The organism is Polycladospora coralii (assembly GCF_014773435.2).
Taxonomy (GTDB): Bacteria; Bacillota; Bacilli; order Thermoactinomycetales; family Thermoactinomycetaceae; genus Polycladospora; species Polycladospora coralii.
The window spans coordinates 1-15,729 of record NZ_JACXAG020000004.1 but is presented as its reverse complement, the minus strand read 5'-3'; the positions used below and the strand labels follow the sequence as shown (position 1 = coordinate 15,729).

Here is a 15,729-nt window from a genome sequence, read left to right as displayed (position 1 = left end):
ACAATATCACTACTATATCAAATCTATGGATTTCCCTCAATGCTCTTGATAGATTTGGAAGAAAGCAACTCCTTCACTGGTATAATTTTTAAATTTTTCGTCTTTATTTTTTGAATAAGGTGGGGCAGGGCCTGTACAGTCCGATCAGTCGGATGCGTCAGAATTAAGCTTCCTGCTTCGACCTTGCTATCTATTTTGGTTATCATCATTTCAGGCGTGATTGTTGCTTTCCAATCAACCGTATCTAAAGTCCACAGTACCAACTTCATATTGCTTTGCTCTGCTTGTTTTACCACATGTTGATTGAAATCTCCTGCTGGTGGAGCAAACCATTTACTATGTACACCTAATGTATCATAGATTAAATCTTCAGTCTTTTGTATTTGGTTCTGCATCTCTTGTTGACTCAAGCGACTCATCATTGGGTGGGAATAGGCGTGGTTACCGATTTCATGTCCGTTCTCGATTAACATTTTCGCTTCTTGAGGATGCTTCTTTAGCCATGAACCATCTAAAAAGAACGTCACTTTTATATTTTCTTCATCAAAGATTTTAATCATCTCTGGTAGGTATTGTGTTCCCCATGCCACATTCACCATAATGGATACCGCTTTTTTGTCTGCATTTCCTCGATAAATGGGTTGTCCTTTAATATCTTCCAGATTGACCTCTGGCGATATTTCTTCATACACCCATTGAATCTCTTTGGTCTGTTTCATTTTTGTTTTTGCTACCGTTTTTGCTATATTTACTTCTCTCCCGTCTAATCCAGGGATTAGTTTCCATACAGAATCTACACGTGCATCTATCGGTTTTCTTTCTTTTTCGCTTGCTTTTTGTTTCACCTCATCGTAAAGCGGGTCGATTTGACTTGTACTTTGAAAAACAGCAACGGCTTGATCCTCTTTAACGGCATCTACATAGGCTGTAATCGGCTCTAAGTTTGTAAGTAATACCACAATCAGTACGCTTAAAAAAAAGCTAGCAACGCGAATGGGAAAACGCATGGCTTGTTCACCTCCATATTTCACCCTATGCGTGTGTCCGATTCACTATGCTAGAAACACAAAAAAAGAGGCAGATCCCTCTGACTCTTTTGCTTTGCTTATTTCGTTTCTTTCTTTTCAAGTGCTTGTTGTTCTTTTAAGATTTCTTTTCGGGATAGATTGACTCTACCTTGATCATCAATTTCGGTCACTTTTACCATAATGCTATCCCCGACATTTACGACATCTTGTACCTTCGCAACACGATTTAAATCGAGTTGTGAAATATGTACAAGCCCTTCTTTGCCCGCGAAAATTTCGACAAACGCGCCAAATTTTTCAACACGCTTCACTGTCCCTAAGTAAGTAGCACCTACTTCTACTTCACGAACTAAGTCTTCAATGATCTTCTTCGCCTTCTCATTTTGCTCCTGATCTGGGGAGGCAATAAAGATACGTCCATCTTGTTCAATATCAATTTTGACACCGGTATCTTCAATGATCTTATTAATGACACGACCACTTGGTCCAATCACATCACGGATCTTATCAGGATGGATTCGCATAGTCGTAATTTTAGGTGCGTAAGGTGACAACTTCTGTCTAGGTTCAACGATTGCTTGTTCCATATTATCAAGTAAGGCTAAACGTGCAATCTTTGCTTGCTCTAGCGCACGTTCTAAAATCGTACGATCAATGCCAGCAATTTTTATATCCATCTGTAAGGCCGTTATGCCAGCACGTGTACCCGCCACTTTAAAATCCATATCACCTAAGTGGTCTTCCATACCTTGAATATCAGTCAGAACAGCTACTTGATCAGCCTCTTTCACCAGTCCCATCGCAATTCCTGCTACTGGAGCTTTGATCGGTACGCCAGCCTGCATTAATGCTAATGTAGAAGCACAAATACTCGCTTGTGAAGATGAACCATTAGACTCCAATACTTCAGAAACCAATCGAATGGTGTAAGGAAAAACTTCTTCTGACGGAATAATCGGCTCAAGCGCTCGTTCTCCTAGTGCACCATGCCCAATCTCTCTTCTGCCTGGTGCACGAAGTGGGCGTGCCTCACCAACCGAAAACGGTGGGAAATTATAGTGATGCATAAAACGTTTTGATTCTTCTAGATCTAAGCCATCTAATATCTGGACATCGCCTAGTGCGCCCAATGTACAAATACTGAGGACTTGCGTCTGTCCACGTTTAAATAAACCTGAACCATGCGTTCGTGGTAAGATGTCAACCTCACTGAAAAGAGGACGAATTTCTTCGGTATGGCGACCGTCTGGTCTTTTTCCTTCTTCCAGTATGAGTCTCCTAACTTCCTCTTTCACCACATTGTCCAAAATCTCGAGGATATCTGCTTCTTTTTCCAGAAACTCTTCTTCTGTGAGCTCACTCTGAAGTTGTTCGACTACGTTTACCTTAACTTGCTCAATGGCATCTTGACGCGCGTGCTTTTCTACAACTTGAACGGCTTCAATCATAGGTGTTGTTGCTAAAGCTCGAGTACGCTCGTTAACTCCGTCATCGACAGTATGTAATACGGGCTCCATTTTTTCCTGTCCTACTTCAGCAACAACACGTTCTTGGAAGTTGACCATTTCTTTAATTATTTCATGTCCAAACAAAATCGCTTCCAAAATCGTCTCCTCAGATATTTCATTTGAACCTGATTCCACCATATTAATGCCATCTTTCGTTCCGGCAATTACGAGATGTAAATCAGATTCTTCCATCTGCTTCACAGTAGGATTTGCAATCAGTTCTCCATTTACACGCCCAATCACGACACCTGCTATCGGTCCATAAAAGGGAATATTAGAGATAGACAAAGCAGCAGACGCACCAATCATTGCAGCGATCTCAGTTGAGCAATCTTGATCTACTGACATTACAGTAGTCATCACTTGTACCTCATTCCGATATCCATCTGCAAATAGTGGACGTATCGGGCGATCAATGAGGCGACTAGCTAATATCGCTTTTTCACTCGGACGACCTTCTCGTTTAATAAATCCTCCAGGAATTTTCCCTACCGCATAAAGACGCTCTTCATAGTTTACAGTTAGTGGAAAAAAATTTAAGTCCTTCGGTTCTTTGGAGGCTACTACTACAGCTAATACTGCACTGTCACCGTATCGTACCATAACAGAGCCATTTGCTTGCCCTGCAAACTTTCCAATTTCCAAACTAAAACTTCGACCTGCAAGTTCAGTCTCAAATATTTTAGCATCCAACATACTCGTGTTTCCTCCTCTCAAACACACTTAACATTTCATACTTCTTCATATGTACAGTATGTTCCTTCTCACCAGATTTTAAAAGAGTGGATCCTATTCTCACTCCTTAAATCTGGTCTTTAATCGCTCATGATTTAAAAAAAGCAGGGCTAAAAGCCCCACTTTTTACCAACTATCGACGTAATCCAAGTTTTTCAATCAGTTTACGGTAACGTGTTATGTCTTTTTTCTTTAAGTAGTTCAACTGATTACGACGTTGTCCTACCATTTTTAATAGACCACGACGGGAATGATGATCTTTCTTGTGCTCCTTGAAGTGACCATTTAATTCATTGATGCGGTAGGTCAAAATTGCAATTTGCACTTCTGGAGATCCAGTATCCCCTTCATGTGTTTTAAACTCTTCGATAATTCCTTTTTTACGTTCTACTGTTAAAGCCATTTTAAATACCTCCATATTTCGTTAACCCCTCTAACCTAGATACCGTTGAGGCGAACGACCATCCAAGTTAAAGTTGTATGCTAATAATCCATCACCGAACAAGTATAACACAGATAAATAGATGAGTACAATCAATTCTCATGAATCAAAAGCCAGTCCATTGCTTCCTTTTGATCAGAATGAATTTGTTGTTTTAGTGCATGTACGGAATCGAACTTTAATTCAGCTCGTAAAAAGTGTAAAAATTGGACACGAAGCTCTTGTCCGTAGAGATCACCAGAGAATTCGAATAAATGTACCTCCAGTTGTTCACGCGGAATCGGATCATTAAATGTAGGACGCAGGCCGATATTCATAATGCCATAGCGGTACCCCGCTTTAAAAGGCCCATGCACCTTCACGATGTACACACCGTATCGGGGAATCAAATAGGGCTCTTGTAATGCAATATTTGCAGTAGGAAATCCCATTAGACGACCGCGTTGATCCCCTTGCACAACCCGGCCTGCGATCTGGTAATTTCTACCTAAAATTTGTGACGCATGATCCATTTTACCTTCGGCAAGCGATAGACGCAATTGGGTGCTACTAAAAGTATATTGATTATTTTGAACTGGATTCACCACACGAGTAGTATAATATCCTTCACCTAATTGAGCTAAATCAGATGGTTTTCCCGAAGCCTTGATGCCAAAAGTAAAATTAAACCCAACCGTAATTCCTTTAAATCCAAGTGGAATCAGCACTGATCTGACAAAATCTTCCTTCGACAATTGTGCTAAAGATGGATCAAACTTCATGATATATGCCCGCTCCACCCCAAGAGATTCAAATTGTGTCAATTTTTCTGGTAATGGCGTTAAGTAGGTAAAATCATCTTGTTTCTTTAATACAGACCGTGGATGAGGTGTAAATGACATCACCGCATGAACAGCATTTATCTCATTTGCTAGTTGTTTAGCAGCACCAATAACGGCTTGATGCCCTTTATGCACACCATCAAAATTACCTATTGCAGTCACAGTAGGAGGATGAATTTCTGCTACAAGCTGATCTTGTAACGGATACGATAAGTGAATAACTTCCATTAACTTTCCACATCCCGAAACACTTTTTCAGGCTTAGCCATATTGGGGTTTTGCACACGATATAAGGCGCAAAAACGACCCGCTTCTGAATAAACACGGAGCAATTGATTTTCTATAAAAGGTGGTTGATCTGGCGTAAGTTCGATTGAACAACCATCAAAAACACGTACCACCTCTGTATCAGGTAGAATAAGTGCGGGTAAATGACCTAATACAGTATCTAATCCGTGGATCATTTTATTTGGAGAAGCTTCTTTTTCTATCCATGCTTCTATTTCGGCTAATGTATAGCAATCATCGATACGAAAAGGCCCACTCTCCGTACGCACCAAATGGTTCATATGTGCAGGATACCCTAATGCTTTCCCAATATCTACACATAAGGTGCGGATATAGGTTCCTTTTGAACATTGTACATCAAAATGAATTTCGGCAGTAGCACCTTTATGTTCAAACTTTAAACAAGTTAATTCGTAAATTTGTACGATGCGAGACTTGCGCTCTACTTCTTTTCCTTGCCTTGCCATTTCATACAGACGTTTCCCATTTACTTTAACAGCTGAAAACATGGGAGGTAGCTGATCGATCTGACCATGGAACTGCGTAAATACTTCATCAACTTGTGCTTGTGATAAGTGTGTGACTGCTTTAGTCTCCGTAATAACGCCTGATTGATCTTGTGTATCTGTTGAAACACCTATAACCATTGACCCTCGATACCGTTTGGGAAGTTCAAGTACATATTCTGCTACCCGTGTAGCTTGTCCCATACAGATAGGTAAAACCCCTTCCACACTTGGATCAAGCGTTCCTGTATGGCCGATTTTCTTTTGTTTCATGATGCGGCGGAGTTTAGCCACCACATCATGAGAGGTATATCCCTTTTCTTTCATAACTGGGATAATCCCATGTATGGTCACTTGTTTCACTCCAATTCTGCTTCTATACGAGAAAGTACAAGCTTTGTAACCTCAGCCAAGGAGCCGGATAAAGTGACGCCAGCCGCACGGGCATGTCCGCCCCCACCTAAATCCTGTGCTACTTGACCTACATCAACGATGGCCCGTGAGCGAAGACTTACTTTCACACTTTCTCCTTCTACTTCACGATACAGGATTCCTACATCTACACCCATGATATTACGCGCATAATTTACAATTCCATCATAGGCATCTGTTTTGGTAGATAAATGTTCGTAATCCGCTAACTTTAAGGTCATCCAAGCGACCAATCCATCGGTAGATGTGGTGAGTGTCCGCAATGCAATTTGTAGTAATTGTAACTGTTCAATCGATACCGTCTCCAAAACAACATCTGCAATTTGCGGCGCTGGTACACCTGCCTCGATTAAATCTGCTGCCTGTCTCAATACCTCGGCAGATGTATTAGCGTAACGAAAACCACCCGTATCTGTTAATAATCCAGTATAAATCTGCATCAATAAAGATGAAGTCCACTCCAAACGATGAGATACGATCCATCTATACAAAATCTGTACGGTGGCGGCGGCATGAGGATCGACTAGATTAACGTCTCCAAACCGATCATTTGTATGATGATGATCAATATTTAAAATCTCAGCGTCATCAGAAAGCAGATCTTTTCCTGTACCTAATCTACTTTGATCACCACAATCTAGGGCTATCACATATTGGAATGTTTTTTCAATTTCATCAGCAAGCTGGATTTGATCAACACCAGGCAAAAATGAAAACTTTGAGGGGATGGGAGATTCATTTGCCAATGTATAGGACTTTCCTAGTTGTTTCAGCATTTCTCCCATCGCTAACGTTGAACTTATAGCGTCCCCATCGGGTGATACGTGGGCAATCACTAATAAATGATCTGCACGTTCTAACCACTTGTTTGCTTCCAAAAAAGCGTCCATCACGAAGGATCTTTCTTGGAATCATTTACATTTCGTAAAAGCTTAGAAATATGTTCACTATGTTCCAATGTTTCGTCACGAACAAACACAAATTCAGGAATATGACGCAGTTGGATGCGCCGTCCCACTTCAGAACGAATGAATCCTTTAGCTTTTTCTAAGCCTTCTAAGGATGCTTGCTTTTGCTCAGGGTTGCCCAGAACACTGATAAATACCTTAGCTGTTTGTAAATCTCCTGTCATTTCAACAGCTGTAACGGTGACAAATCCAATGCGAGGATCCTTTAACTCACGTTGCAGTAATTGACTCAGTTCTTTTTTGATTTGCTCGCCGACACGGCTGACGCGAATACTCGCCAACAGTCGACACCTCCTCAATTTCACTTATAAAAAAGTGATGACATTATTAAAAACATCTAACCCATCTGTGGTTTCTAAAAGCGTTGATGCCCGTGATAATTCTTGCTCTACCACTTGTTTGCTACTGCCTACTCCCACAACTGCAAGTAGCGTCATCTGGCGATTATTTTCGTGCCCTACTTCTGCAACTGCCAGGTTAAACCTCTGGCGAATTTTCGTTTGAGCACTCAAGATCACACGTCGTTTATCTTTTAAGGATGTAGAGGCAAAGATTCTTCCCTCTACTTCCAAGAGACCCACATACACGGATTAAGTACGCTCCACTTCTTCAATGACATAAACTTCGATTTGATCTCCTTCTTTGATATCATTATACCCTTCGAGCGTAATTCCACACTCATATCCTTGTGCAACTTCTTTGGCATCGTCTTTGAATCGTTTTAAAGTGTCTAATTTACCTTCGTGGACAACAATGCCTTCACGAATCAGTCGAACATGACCATCGCGCACGACTTTACCTTCCGTTACATAACAACCGGCAATCATTCCCACTTTAGATACTTTAAAGGTTTGGCGCACTTCTACCATACCTACTACTCGTTCTTCATACTCAGGATCGAGTAGACCCTTCATAGCAGCTTCAATTTCTTCAATTACTTTGTAGATAATCCGATGTAGACGTACATCTACTTCTTCTTGTTCAGCCGTTTGTCTTGCATTTGGTTCTGGTCGTACGTTAAAGCCGATGACAATCGCATTAGATGCGGAAGCTAAAATGATGTCAGACTCGGTAATTGCTCCTACGCCAGTATGAATAATCTTCACACGCGCACCTTCAACATCGATTTTTTCCAGTGAACCTTTTAGTGCTTCTGCAGAACCATGCACATCTGCTTTAATGATGATATTAAGGTCTTTTATTTCACCTTCTTGAATTTGCTTAAATAAATCATCTAAAGATACTCGGCTATTTGCACCTAACTCTTCGGTTCTCGTTTTGAGTAAACGTTTTTCGGCAATGAGACGGCCTTTTTTCTCATCTTCAAATACGATGAAAGGATCTCCAGCACTTGGAACATCAGACAACCCTAGAATTTCTACCGGAGTTGCAGGTCCAGCTGCCTTCACTCGACGACCACGATCATTCACCATTGCACGAATTTTACCAAAGTAATTTCCTGCTACAACACCATCGCCTACTTTCAACGTCCCATGTTGTACGAGGACAGTTGCAACAGCGCCTCTTCCTTTATCTAGTTCCGCTTCAATGACAACACCACGTGCTCGCTTGGATGGGTTTGCTTTTAACTCCTGTACTTCAGAAACTAAAAGGATCATCTCAAGCAGATCTTCTATCCCATCACCACGAATGGCAGACACATCAACAAAGATAGTGTCTCCGCCCCACTCTTCAGATACTAATCCATATTCTGTGAGCTGTTGTTTAACACGATCCGGATTGGCATCGGGTTTATCCATTTTATTTACAGCTACAATAATCGGAACATTTGCAGCCTTAGCATGGTTAATTGCTTCAATCGTTTGCGGCATAACTCCATCATCAGCAGCTACTACCAATATTGTAATGTCCGTAATTTCTGCACCCCGCGCACGCATCGTCGTAAATGCCGCATGGCCCGGTGTATCTAAGAAAGTAATTTTTTTATCATTTACGGTTACTTGATAAGCACCGATATGCTGTGTAATGCCACCCGCTTCACCAGCAGTTACATTCGCAGCCCGAATCTTATCTAACAAGGTGGTTTTCCCATGGTCAACGTGCCCCATGATGGTGACGACCGGTGGACGTTCTTGTAAATCATCATCGGCATCTTGTTCTTCTTGTTCTTCAAAGTTAGATTCATCAATTTTTTCTTTATAGTGAACAGTTACTGAGAACTCCTCACCGATGAGTGTCATCGTGTCCACATCGATTTCCTGATTAATTGTAGCCATAATACCTTGCAACAATAATTTCTTAATGACTTCAGCTGCCTCTTTACGCAACAATTTAGCAAATTCGCCAACTGTTAGAGGACCTGATACCGTAATTTCTTTTGGTAGAACAGGTGCTTGTTTTACCTTAGGTGCTTGTCTACGATTTCCTTTTCGGAAATTCTTTTTGCCGCCACGATTACCTGAAAAATTGCCTTCATTTTTAGGATTACGTTTCTGTGCCTCATTTGGTTTTGGGTTCTTTTTAGATCGATCAGTCTTATTCGTTGTTTTCGCCCCCTGAGATGTTGACTTCCTAACTTCTTTAGGGTCACTCTCTTTTTTAACTTTTTTCACATGTTGCTCCACTTTTTGAATCATTCCCTCGTCCAAAACACTCATATGGTTATTTACACTGATTTCAAGCTTTTCTAGGATGGTCAGAACCTCTTTGCTGCTCATACTCGTTTGTTTGGCATATTCATAAACACGCATTTTGCTCAAACCGTTTCACCCCCATCGGTTAGTCAAATAACTTTTTAATCGATTGAGCAAAACCTTGATCTGTCAGAGCAACGACTACTCTCTGTCCTTTTCCTATGGCATTTCCTATGTCTGTACGAGTCCCAAAGCGAAGCAAAGGAATCTCGTATGTATGACATTTATCTGTTACTTTTTTTTCAACATTTTTAGCAGCATCCTCTGACATGATGACCAGTTTCGCTGAACGTGATCGAACTGCGCGCAACACTAACTCTTCTCCAGATATCAGTTTTCCTGCACGCATTGAAAGTCCTAATAATTGATTCAATTTATTCATGATTTGTAGTCCTCACTACATATTCCTTTAACTCTTGGTAAAGCTGCTCTGATACGTCTGTTTTTAACGCACGTTCGAGCGCTCGTTTTTTCTGTGCTAACTCGATATAGTCGAGCTTAGCACATAGATAAGCACCCCGCCCTGCTTTCCTACCTGTGGGATCGATGACTACTTCATTTTCTGGGGTGCGAACCACACGAATCAAGCTTTTTTTGGAAAACATTTCTTGTGATGCCACACATTTGCGCATGGGAATTTTACGTTGCTTCATTTTATGGCAACCTCCCCTTCATGAAAATAGCAAATGAAAGATTAATCGTCGATCTGATCAGTAGTTAAGATTGAATCATCTTGCTCGTCTGCTACCATTTCAGATTCACTTTTAATATCGATCTTCCAGTTGGTTAATTTTGCGGCTAGACGTGCATTTTGTCCTTCTTTCCCGATCGCGAGTGAAAGTTGATGATCTGGCACCAATACACGCGCTACTTTGTCGTTATCTAACACCTCTACCGATAACACTTTGGCTGGACTTAATGCATTCGAGATCCAATCACGAATATCTTCTGACCAATGAACAATATCAATTTTTTCTCCACGTAGCTCATCTACTACAGTTTGAACACGAACACCGCGATGGCCTACACATGCCCCTACTGCATCCACATCATCATCTTGAGAGTGAACAGCGATTTTAGAGCGTTGTCCGGCTTCTCGTGCCACTGCTTTAACTTCTACTACTCCATCAAAAATCTCAGGCACTTCTAATTCAAACAATCTCTTGAGTAAACCTGGATGTGTACGAGACACCAACACTTGTGGCCCCTTCGTCGATTTTTCAACCTTGGTGATATAGCCCTTGATGCGATCACCATGTTTAAACTTTTCACCAGGCATTACTTCTGTGTGTGGAAGAAGGGCTTCAATTTTACCTAAATCAACATAGTAATAACGATTATCATTGCGTTGAACAATACCCGTCACAATATCATCTTCACGATCGATAAAATCTTGATAAATAATGCTTCTCTCAGCTTCTCTAATACGTTGGGTTACAACTTGTTTTGCTGTTTGAGCAGCAATCCGCCCGAAATCAGCTGGTGTAACTTCGATTTCAACAATATCATCTAATTGATATGTAGCGTTAATCTCTTGAGCAGCATCTAAGGATATTTCCATGCGTGGATCTAGTACTTCCTCTACTACCGTTTTCCTAGCGAAAACCCTCACCTGTCCGTTATCCCGATTGATGTCCACTCGAACATTTTGGGCAGAGTGGAAATTTCGTTTATATCCGGATATTAAAGCAGCTTCGATCGCGTCAATTAAGATATCCTTACTGATTCCCTTCTCTTTCTCCAGCTGATAGAGGGCTTCGATGAACTCAGCATTCATCGTTCGATTTCCTCCCTTCGATTAAAACACAATTGCCAGTCTTGCTTTGGCTATCTTTGAAAACGGAACTTCAAAACTACGCTTCTTCCCAGGCTTATAAGTTACTTCAATCAACAACATATCACCTGAAATAGCTGTCAATATCCCTTCAAATGCTTTTACTTCATCAATGGGTTCATTCGTAGTCACATATACATTTTTTCCGATTGCATTTTGAAAGTCTGCTAAGTTTTTCAGCGGTCTCTCAGCACCTGCAGATGAAACTTCTAATATATATGCACCTTGAATAGGGTCCTGTTCATCTAAATATGCACTCAGTTTTTCGCTCACTCGTGTACAATCATCCAAATCAACAGATCCTTCAGTTCGCTCTATAAATACACGTAAAAACCAATTTTGTCCCTCTTTTTCATAAGTCACATCAACTAAATGAAGTTGTTCAGATTGCAGGATAGGGATGACTGCTTTTTCAATTGTATGAACTACTTGGTGGCTCAAAAGATAACCCTCCTTTAAAGAGCCTGATTTGTACGCCTTTAAATACACAAAGAGTGGGTTCACACCCACTCCTCCTCACAAAGTCGTATCTAAAATCAAGTATAACCAAAACGATTATAACACAATCATATATGCGTTACAATATTTATCCATACATATGCCTTGCACAGCGATTTCAACTCGCAATTGCAATAGACCAGGTATATAATAAGAAAAAGCATCATATTTATTTATGATTGATTTGTAAAACTAAGTACGCTTAAGGAGGATTTCTATGTCTGAAAAACCAAACAAAAAAGTATTGCCTACACGTGATCAGATAAAAGAGGCAGACACGTGGAAATTGGAAGATATCTTTGCATCTGATGATCTATGGAATATAGAATTTGACAAATTAAAAGCCCTGATCCCGCAAATTTCGCAATATGAAGGTCAACTAGGGTCTTCAGCAAAAACATTGCTTAATGCCTTAGAATTGAGAGATACCATTGGCTTGCGATTAGAACAGTTATATACATATGCACATATGCGTTATGATCAAGATACCACCAACTCCTTCTATCAATCTCTAGACGAGAGAGCAAAGTCCCTCTTTACTGAAGCTGCAAGTCGTATGTCTTATATCGTACCGGAACTCCTATCCCTAAAAGAAGATAAGCTAGATAGCCTCTTACAAGAAGAAGTGGGGTTACAACTTTATCAACATGAGTTTGACACGATAAACAAACAGCGCCCCCATGTATTATCCACTTCTGAGGAAAATATTTTAGCACAAGCTACTGAAGTTACGCGTGCTGGAAGCACCACGTTTAATGTATTAAATAACGCTGATCTAACATTTCCAGAAATTACAGATGAAGACGGGGATCAAGTTGCCGTTACACACGGTCGCTTCATCAATTTTTTAAAGAGCGGAGACAGACGCGTCCGTCAAGATGCTTTTAAAGCGTTGTACCAGACCTATGATAAATATAAAAACACTTTTGCTAGCACATTAAGCAGTCAAGTAAAAAGAGATAATTTTTTTGCTCATGTGCGTAAATACGATTCTGCTAGACATGCCGCTTTGAGCTCAAACCACATTCCCGAAAAAGTTTATGATCAGCTAGTACAGACTGTAAATGAACATTTACCTTTACTGCATCGCTATATCGAACTACGCAAGCGCGTTTTTCAATTAGATGAGCTTCATATGTACGATATGTACACTCCTTTAATTCAAGATGTCGATTTTAAAGTTCCGTACGAAGAAGCCCAGCAAATTTTATTAAAAGCACTTCAACCTTTAGGCAACGAATATATTGACATCTTAAAAGAAGCTTATCAAAATCGCTGGGTGGATGTTTATGAAAATAAAGGAAAACGAAGTGGTGCTTATTCTTCGGGTAGCTATAGCACGAACCCCTATATTTTGATGAACTGGCAGGATGACATTAGTGAATTATTTACTTTAGCGCATGAGTTTGGACATTCTGTTCACAGCTATTATACCCGTAAAAATCAACCCTACGTGTATGGAAACTATACCATTTTTGTTGCCGAAGTCGCTTCAACCTGTAATGAAAATCTATTGATCGATTACTTGCTCGAACATACTGATGACGTAAACAAGAAAAAATATTTACTCAATCATTACTTAGAGACATTCCGTGGTACTGTCTTTAGACAAACGATGTTTGCAGAGTTTGAACTTCTGATTCATAAGAAGGCACAAGCAGGAGAACCTTTAACACCAGACCTATTGTCATCCCTTTATTATGAATTAAATCAAAAGTACTTTGGTCCAAATGTCCATATTGATCAAGAGATTGCACTGGAGTGGAGCCGCATTCCTCATTTCTACTACAATTATTATGTTTATCAGTACGCAACTGGCTTTAGCGCAGCAACTGCACTGTCTAAACAAATTTTAGAAGAAGGAAAGCCAGCAGTTGATCGCTACTTAGATTTCTTAAAAGCCGGTAGTTCTGATTATCCGATTGAGGTATTAAAAAAAGCTGGTGTAGATATGAACGCCGCTACTCCTATCCAACAAGCGTTTACCGTCTTTGAAGAAAAACTAAGTCAGTTAGAATCCTTACTTGCTTAGCATAAGAAAAAGCTCCCTATCACGAAAATCGGGAGCTTTTTCTTCATTTACTTTCCTCAAACAAAACTTTATACTTTCCATATCCTTCTCGTTCAAGATCTTTTTTCGCCACAAACCGTAACGCCGCAGAATTAATACAATACCGTAGACCATTCGGACCAGGTCCATCTTCAAAAACATGACCTAAATGAGAGTCTGCCTCTTCACTTCTCACTTCTGTGCGGATCATACCATGACTTGTATCCATTTTTTCCTTGATTTGCTTCTCACTTAGTGGTCTCGTAAAACTGGGCCACCCACATCCAGCGTCATATTTATCTAATGAGGAGAATAAAGGTTCTCCTGATACTACATCTACATATATCCCCTCGTCCGTATGGTTCCAAAATTCATTTTGAAAAGGGGGTTCTGTACCGTTTTGTTGGGTAACTTTGTATTGACTATCACTTAACGCCTTTAAGCGCTTTACTTTATCTATTTCTTTATTCACTTAAACCATCCTTTCTTATCTAAGAAGAGGTTCCTCATTTATTTTACTTAAAAAAACCAACTTATCCTTATTCTTCGATAAGTTGGTTTAATACATGCATTGCCTAGTTCATCACTTTACGATAGTAATTTGATAGTCTGTCTTTGATTGAAGGAGGTTTTTCTGGATGGTAGTCTTTAAAGAACGCCTCCGCCATCTCTTTGAAATATTCATCTTTAGTCATATCATACAAATAATTGAGTTGATCTATATGAACACCATGATAGTACTTAGATTGGTGATCATGCTTCAAACCATACTTACTCACGTCATCTTTTAAACGATATTCCTCGACATGATCATAGGTCGTTGTAATTGACGCTGTCAAGTATTTCTTCACCAATGGATTTTTCTTCACTTGATAGTAATCATATATACCCGCGATAGCAAATATCTTCCCATTTAATACCATAGTTGGATCTTCTAACGGGTACTCCTCTAGCCATAGATACCCATTTTTATCAATCCTAGAAACCCAGATACCACCTTCTGTTCCCTTCTTCATCTTAATCAGACTATTATAAGTCTTATCTGCCCATTCCAAGTACTTAGCATCTTCTGTAAGTTCATAAAGTCGTGCAAAAGCTGATAATGCTTGCCCTTGAGCCATTGCGGAATACCAAGAAGGGTCAAATCTTTCTGTTTCAATACCATGAAGTTTCACATCAAAATCATATGGAAAAAACATGCTATCATCTTCATATACTGCTATATCAGCCAATCTTTGTGTATAACGCTCCGCCTGTTTAATGTATTCTTCATTTTTCGTCATTTGGTAGCTATTTATAAAATAGAGCGTGTGATGCGCTAAGCGTACTGGATGATTATACACTTTACCATTTCTTTTAAACATCGCTACATTTTGATCATCTACATAGGTATTATCTGGTATCACAGGTCTTGGCTTTTCTAGATAGTATAAGTCTTTTTTTGGATCAACTTGGTTAATTTCAAAATTATAAGTTAGAGCCTTAATTTCTTCATCCATCTTAGGTTTTTCAGATCTAGTGCGATCAGGGTTGGCATATGAAATCATTTGATAAGCATAGCTTATCCCTACCACCAATAAAACGATTCCCAATACTAGATATAACCCCTTTAATAGCTTATTGCCCATTCTATCCCCTGCTTTCACTCAGTTTAAATTTTAAAAAACTAATCCATTCATATATTATAAAATATATAATTAAACACACTTTGAAGAATAGTTTGTATTCAAAAAAATAAAAAGCCTTTATGTTTTATGACATAATGACTTTTCGTCTATTCCCTGAAAACTAAAGAGTGAGTAACATGCCTGAGAGGTATTACTTCGATTTAAGCTCCTAGAAGGAGCGTCCTTAGAAAGGAGGTGATCCATCCCCACCTTCCGGTAGGGATACCTTGTTACGACTTCACCCCAATCATCTGCCCCACCTTAGGCGGCTCGATCCCTTGCGGGTTACGTGACCGAC

The 15,729-nt window shown here is 39.9% G+C and carries 16 protein-coding genes and 1 rRNA gene; 1 reads left to right on the top strand and 16 read right to left on the bottom strand.

Features of this window, described 5'->3' with window-relative positions; translation table 11 throughout:
- Positions 1–23: 23 nt before the first annotated feature.
- From IC619_RS09815 to rimP, 13 genes are all read right to left on the bottom strand, one after another.
- Positions 24–1,007 carry a polysaccharide deacetylase family protein gene (locus IC619_RS09815; protein WP_191139942.1) on the bottom strand — a complete coding sequence of 328 codons (984 nt, stop codon included), beginning with the start codon at positions 1,005–1,007 and terminating at the stop codon, positions 24–26.
- 98 nt (positions 1,008–1,105) lie between these two features.
- Positions 1,106–3,232: a polyribonucleotide nucleotidyltransferase gene (pnp, locus tag IC619_RS09810; RefSeq protein ID WP_191139943.1), complete on the bottom strand. Its 2,127-nt coding sequence runs from the start codon at positions 3,230–3,232 to the stop codon at positions 1,106–1,108.
- A gap of 172 nt (positions 3,233–3,404) precedes the next feature.
- Complete coding sequence (rpsO, locus tag IC619_RS09805) at positions 3,405–3,674, bottom strand: 30S ribosomal protein S15 (protein ID WP_191139944.1); 270 nt, start codon at positions 3,672–3,674, stop codon at positions 3,405–3,407.
- A 131-nt stretch (positions 3,675–3,805) separates the two neighbouring features.
- Positions 3,806–4,762 (bottom strand): bifunctional riboflavin kinase/FAD synthetase, encoded by a 957-nt coding sequence (locus tag IC619_RS09800; RefSeq protein WP_191139945.1) that lies wholly within the window; start codon positions 4,760–4,762, stop codon positions 3,806–3,808.
- On the bottom strand, positions 4,762–5,682 hold the full coding sequence (gene truB / locus IC619_RS09795; protein ID WP_191139946.1) for a tRNA pseudouridine(55) synthase TruB: 921 nt from the start codon (positions 5,680–5,682) through the stop codon (positions 4,762–4,764). Before truB ends, IC619_RS09800 begins: the two co-directional genes overlap by 1 nt.
- A 5-nt stretch (positions 5,683–5,687) precedes the next feature.
- Positions 5,688–6,650 (bottom strand): DHH family phosphoesterase, encoded by a 963-nt coding sequence (locus IC619_RS09790; protein ID WP_191139947.1) that lies wholly within the window; start codon positions 6,648–6,650, stop codon positions 5,688–5,690.
- Positions 6,650–7,009, bottom strand: a complete 360-nt coding sequence (gene rbfA, locus IC619_RS09785) for a 30S ribosome-binding factor RbfA (RefSeq protein WP_191139948.1) — start codon at positions 7,007–7,009, stop codon at positions 6,650–6,652. The genes IC619_RS09790 and rbfA overlap by 1 nt, the downstream gene beginning before the upstream one ends.
- A 24-nt stretch (positions 7,010–7,033) precedes the next feature.
- Positions 7,034–7,300 carry a DUF503 domain-containing protein gene (locus IC619_RS09780; protein WP_191139949.1) on the bottom strand — a complete coding sequence of 89 codons (267 nt, stop codon included), beginning with the start codon at positions 7,298–7,300 and terminating at the stop codon, positions 7,034–7,036.
- A gap of 18 nt (positions 7,301–7,318) precedes the next feature.
- On the bottom strand, positions 7,319–9,448 hold the full coding sequence (gene infB / locus IC619_RS09775; protein WP_191139950.1) for a translation initiation factor IF-2: 2,130 nt from the start codon (positions 9,446–9,448) through the stop codon (positions 7,319–7,321).
- Between the two features lie 19 nt (positions 9,449–9,467).
- Positions 9,468–9,764, bottom strand: coding sequence for a YlxQ family RNA-binding protein (locus IC619_RS09770; RefSeq protein ID WP_191139951.1), 297 nt, complete (start codon positions 9,762–9,764; stop codon positions 9,468–9,470).
- Positions 9,757–10,035, bottom strand: coding sequence for an RNase P modulator RnpM (gene rnpM / locus IC619_RS09765; RefSeq protein ID WP_191139952.1), 279 nt, complete (start codon positions 10,033–10,035; stop codon positions 9,757–9,759). The genes IC619_RS09770 and rnpM overlap by 8 nt, the downstream gene beginning before the upstream one ends.
- 41 nt (positions 10,036–10,076) lie before the next feature.
- Entirely contained in the window at positions 10,077–11,159 is a 1,083-nt protein-coding gene (gene nusA, locus IC619_RS09760; protein ID WP_191139953.1) for a transcription termination factor NusA, read from the bottom strand.
- Between the two features lie 21 nt (positions 11,160–11,180).
- Positions 11,181–11,657, bottom strand: a complete 477-nt coding sequence (gene rimP, locus IC619_RS09755) for a ribosome maturation factor RimP (RefSeq protein ID WP_191139954.1) — start codon at positions 11,655–11,657, stop codon at positions 11,181–11,183.
- A gap of 274 nt (positions 11,658–11,931) precedes the next feature.
- Here rimP and pepF point away from each other — a divergent pair, with 274 nt between their 5' ends.
- Positions 11,932–13,746, top strand: coding sequence for an oligoendopeptidase F (pepF, locus tag IC619_RS09750; RefSeq protein ID WP_191139955.1), 1,815 nt, complete (start codon positions 11,932–11,934; stop codon positions 13,744–13,746).
- 43 nt (positions 13,747–13,789) lie between these two features.
- On the opposite strand, the gene msrB is transcribed toward pepF, so the two are convergent.
- The 3 genes from msrB to IC619_RS09735 all read right to left on the bottom strand — a co-directional run.
- The gene (gene msrB / locus IC619_RS09745) at positions 13,790–14,236 is read right to left on the bottom strand and encodes a peptide-methionine (R)-S-oxide reductase MsrB (RefSeq protein ID WP_347239786.1); all 447 of its coding nucleotides are present in this window, start codon (positions 14,234–14,236) and stop codon (positions 13,790–13,792) included.
- Positions 14,237–14,339: 103 nt separating this feature from the next.
- Complete coding sequence (locus IC619_RS09740; protein ID WP_191139956.1) at positions 14,340–15,392, bottom strand: D-glucuronyl C5-epimerase family protein; 1,053 nt, start codon at positions 15,390–15,392, stop codon at positions 14,340–14,342.
- 227 nt (positions 15,393–15,619) lie between these two features.
- Positions 15,620–15,729 (bottom strand): 16S ribosomal RNA (locus tag IC619_RS09735); the annotation flags it as partial.

Coding starts and splice junctions, on each gene's coding strand:
- IC619_RS09815 (WP_191139942.1), bottom strand. CDS start 1,007: ATGCGTTTTCCCATTCGCGTTGCTAGCTTTTTTTTAAGCGTACTGATT.
- pnp (WP_191139943.1), bottom strand. CDS start 3,232: ATGTTGGATGCTAAAATATTTGAGACTGAACTTGCAGGTCGAAGTTTT.
- rpsO (WP_191139944.1), bottom strand. CDS start 3,674: ATGGCTTTAACAGTAGAACGTAAAAAAGGAATTATCGAAGAGTTTAAA.
- IC619_RS09800 (WP_191139945.1), bottom strand. CDS start 4,762: ATGGAAGTTATTCACTTATCGTATCCGTTACAAGATCAGCTTGTAGCA.
- IC619_RS09790 (WP_191139947.1), bottom strand. CDS start 6,650: ATGGACGCTTTTTTGGAAGCAAACAAGTGGTTAGAACGTGCAGATCAT.
- IC619_RS09770 (WP_191139951.1), bottom strand. CDS start 9,764: ATGAATAAATTGAATCAATTATTAGGACTTTCAATGCGTGCAGGAAAA.
- rnpM (WP_191139952.1), bottom strand. CDS start 10,035: ATGAAGCAACGTAAAATTCCCATGCGCAAATGTGTGGCATCACAAGAA.
- nusA (WP_191139953.1), bottom strand. CDS start 11,159: ATGAATGCTGAGTTCATCGAAGCCCTCTATCAGCTGGAGAAAGAGAAG.
- pepF (WP_191139955.1), top strand. CDS start 11,932: ATGTCTGAAAAACCAAACAAAAAAGTATTGCCTACACGTGATCAGATA.
- IC619_RS09740 (WP_191139956.1), bottom strand. CDS start 15,392: ATGGGCAATAAGCTATTAAAGGGGTTATATCTAGTATTGGGAATCGTT.